This window comes from Streptomyces sp. NPDC047917 (assembly GCF_043204345.1).
GTDB lineage: Bacteria > Actinomycetota > Actinomycetes > Streptomycetales > Streptomycetaceae > Streptomyces > Streptomyces sanglieri.
Genome location: NZ_JBIDCA010000041.1, coordinates 1 through 3,579, shown reverse-complemented (window position 1 = coordinate 3,579; position 3,579 = coordinate 1). Strand labels below are relative to the sequence as shown.

At 65.7% G+C, this 3,579-nt stretch carries 4 protein-coding genes; 3 read left to right on the top strand and 1 reads right to left on the bottom strand.

Annotated elements, in window-relative coordinates; translation table 11 throughout:
- On the bottom strand, positions 1 to 911 hold a 911-nt coding region (locus ACGF8B_RS42040), incomplete at its 3' end, for a beta-ketoacyl synthase N-terminal-like domain-containing protein (RefSeq protein ID WP_392748211.1).
- Positions 912 to 1,296: 385 nt separating this feature from the next.
- On the opposite strand from ACGF8B_RS42040, the gene ACGF8B_RS42035 reads away from it, so the two are divergent.
- The 3 genes from ACGF8B_RS42035 to ACGF8B_RS42025 form a co-directional block, all read left to right on the top strand.
- Complete coding sequence (locus tag ACGF8B_RS42035) at positions 1,297 to 2,403, top strand: cytochrome P450 (protein WP_392748209.1); 1,107 nt, start codon at positions 1,297 to 1,299, stop codon at positions 2,401 to 2,403.
- Positions 2,404 to 2,408: 5 nt separating this feature from the next.
- Complete coding sequence (locus tag ACGF8B_RS42030) at positions 2,409 to 2,606, top strand: ferredoxin (RefSeq protein WP_259927302.1); 198 nt, start codon at positions 2,409 to 2,411, stop codon at positions 2,604 to 2,606.
- Between the two features lie 32 nt (positions 2,607 to 2,638).
- The coding region (locus ACGF8B_RS42025; protein WP_392748207.1) for a beta-ketoacyl synthase N-terminal-like domain-containing protein at positions 2,639 to 3,579 on the top strand (941 nt) is incomplete at its 3' end.

Sequence of the window (3,579 nt, the reverse complement as noted above, 5' to 3'; positions counted from 1 at the left end):
TCCTGATTGACCGCACTGCCCCGTACCGTCGCCAGCACCTCATGCCCATTGCGCCGCGCATCCGACAACCGCTCCAGCACCAACCAACCGACACCTTCGGAGAAGCCGGTGCCGTCGGCTCCTGCCGCGAATGCCTTGCACCGCCCGTCCGCCGACAGCCCACGCTGCCGGCTGAACTCGACGAAGATGCGAGGTGCGGACATCACGGTCACACCGCCGGCCAGCGCGAGCGAGGTCTCGCCCTTGCGCAGGGACTGCGCCGCCATGTGCAGGGCGACCAGCGACGCGGAGCACGCCGTGTCCACGGAGACCGCGGGCCCTTCGAGCCCCAAGGTGTACGCGATACGGCCCGACGCGACGCTGGTCAGAACGCCTGAGCCGACGTAGCCCTCGACATCACCGGGCACCTGGCCGACCTCGGGGGCGTAGTCCTGGGGAATGGCCCCGACGAAGACTCCGGTGTCGGTGCCGCGCAACGTCTCCGGCACGATCCCGGCCCGCTCGAACGCCTCCCACGCCGTTTCGAGGAGCAGCCGCTGCTGAGGATCCATCGCGAGAGCCTCACGCGGCGAGATCCCGAAGAACTCCGCGTCGAACCCGGCCGCGCCATACAGGAAACCACCACTGCGCGTCGTCGACTTCCCGACCGCCTCGGGGTCCGGATCGTACAGATCCGCCACGTCCCAGCCCCGGTCACCCGGGAACTCCCCGACCGCGTCCACACCCCCCGCGACCAGATCCCACAAACCTTCCGGAGACACCACACCACCCGGAAAACGACAAGCCATACCGACAATCGCCAGCGGCTCATGAGCCTTGTCCTCGACATCAGCCAACTGACGACGCGTCTGCTGCAGATCGGTCGTCACACGCTTGAGGTACTCGCGGAGCTTGTCTTCCGTCGTCGGCATGCAGAGCCATCCCCTCGAACTACCCGGGCACCGGTGCATGGGGGGCAGCCCGACCTACATGCGCCCACCCGTTCGGCTCGTAACCCTTCAGGTCGGGCCTTGGCTTGCTCTTAATGCGACCTAAAGCGTCGTCCGAAAATCGGTGCAGGAGCGCGTGCACGGCAGCTGCGGCGGACGACAGCGGCCGCCATTTAGCAGGAGTTAAGCAGCGATGTCTACGCTGCCCGACGCTCTCTCAGCCTGACCGTACGGATGCATATAGTTCGAGCGAGAGGTCGACAAAATGACCGACCCCGGCACCTCTGAAAAACTTTCTTTTCCTTTGCCTCGTACATGCCCTTTCAGCCCGCCCGCCGAATACGCGCGGCTGCGTTCCGAGGAACCGATGTCCCATGTCGTTCTACAGAACGGCAGGACAGCGTGGCTGGCGACGCGCCATGAACATGTGCGCACCCTCCTGAGCAATCCGGCGACCTCTTCGAACCGGGCGCACCCCGCCTTTCCCGCGACCGTCGCCGACATCGGGGTTTTTGCGCAAAAGGGCTTTCTGCTCTCGATGGACTCGCCGGAGCACGCACTGCACCGGCGAATGGTCACCAGCGAGTTCACGGCCAGCCGGATGCGCAGGCTCCGTCCTCGGATTCAGGAGATCGTCGACGAGTGCATCACCCGGATTCTGGATTCCGGGAACTCCCGCCCGGTCGATCTGGTCCAGGAACTCTCACTTCCGGTTCCCTCGCTCGTCATATGCGAATTGCTGGGTGTGCCCTACGAGACCCGGGACGTCTTTCAGAAGTACACCGAGGTCCTGCTCGACCGTGCCAGCACCCCCGATGAGCGGAAGCACGCCTTCGGTGCCCTGCTCACATTCCTCGGAGACCTTGTCAGCAGCAAGGACAAGGAACCCGACGACGCGCTGTTGAGCCGACTCGCCGTGAAGTACCGGGAGGCAGGCATCTACGACAAAGAGCTGCTGACCGGCTTCGCCGTACTGCTGCTCATCGCCGGTCACGAGACCACCGCGAACATGATCTCGCTCGGTGTGACGGCCCTGCTGCGCGAGCCCGAGAAGCTCGCCCGTATCACGGCCGATCCGACACTGACCGCAGGCGCCGTCGAAGAACTCCTGCGGTACTTCAGCATCGTCGACTACCCCACGGCCCGCGTGGCCCTGGAGGACATCGAGGTCGGCGATGTCGTCGTCCGGGCCGGCGAGGGCTTCATCGCCTCGGCGGCCGCCGCCAACCACGACGAGCGGGTGTTCCCCGACCCGGGCGAGCTGAATCTGCAACGCGAGACGTCGGGCCATGTCGCCTTCGGCTTCGGGGTCCATGCCTGTCTCGGCCAGAACCTCGCCCGTGCGGAACTTGAGATCGTCTACAACACGCTCTTCAGGCGCATACCCGAACTGCGCCTGGTGTCGCCTCCTGAGGAACTTCCCTTCAAGGACGCGACGGTATTCGGAATCCACCGACTGGAGGTGACGTGGTGAGCCGTCTGCTGATCACGATCAATGAAGAAGAGTGCTGCTCGTCCGGAATCTGCGCGATGACCGCGCCGGACGTATTCGACCAGCGGGACGAGGACGGAGTCGTCGTGCTGCTCAACCCTGAGCCGGAGCCGGCCCTGCACGCCGAAGCACAGAAGGCGGCCCGCAGCTGTCCCTCGCTCGCCATTGACGTGCAGGAAGTCTGAGGGACTCCCTCCGCACCGTTCCATCCGATCGCATGCCAGGCCGCCTCGAAAGGGTCCGCCCCGTGGGAAACACCGAAGACAAGTTCCGCGAGTACCTCAAGCGAGCAACGGCCGATCTGCGCCAGGTCCGTCGTCAGTTGGCTGATGTCGAGGACAGGGCTCATGAGCCGCTGGCGATTGTCGGTATGGCTTGTCGTTTTCCGGGTGGTGTGGTGTCTCCGGAAGGTTTGTGGGATCTGGTCGCGGGGGGTGTGGACGCGGTCGGGGAGTTCCCGGGTGACCGGGGCTGGGACGTGGCGGATCTGTACGATCCGGACCCCGAGGCGGTCGGGAAGTCGACGACGCGCAGTGGTGGTTTCCTGTATGGCGCGGCCGGGTTCGACGCGGAGTTCTTCGGGATCTCGCCGCGTGAGGCTCTCGCGATGGATCCTCAGCAGCGGCTGCTCCTCGAAACGGCGTGGGAGGCGTTCGAGCGGGCCGGGATCGTGCCGGAGACGTTGCGCGGCACCGACACCGGAGTCTTCGCGGGCGTCATGTACAACGACTACGCGTCCCGGCTGAAGCCCGCACCCAAGAGTTTCGAGGGATATCTGGTCAACGGCAGTCTCGGCAGCATCGCCACGGGCCGGATCGCCTATGTTTTCGGCCTCGAAGGGCCCGCCGTGACCGTGGACACGGCGTGCTCGTCGTCGCTGGTCGCCCTCCATCAGGCGGGGCAGGCGCTACGCAAGGGCGAGTGCTCCTTGGCGCTGGCCGGCGGCGTCACCGTCATGGCGACCCCCAATACCTTCGTCGAGTTCAGCCGGCAGCGTGGGCTGTCGGCGGACGGGCGGTGCAAGGCATTCGCGGCGGAAGCCGACGGCACCGGCTGGGCAGAGGGTGTCGGTTGGTTGGTGCTGGAGCGGTTGTCGGATGCGCGGCGCAATGGGCATGAGGTGCTGGCGACGGTACGGGGCAGTGCGGTCAATCAGGA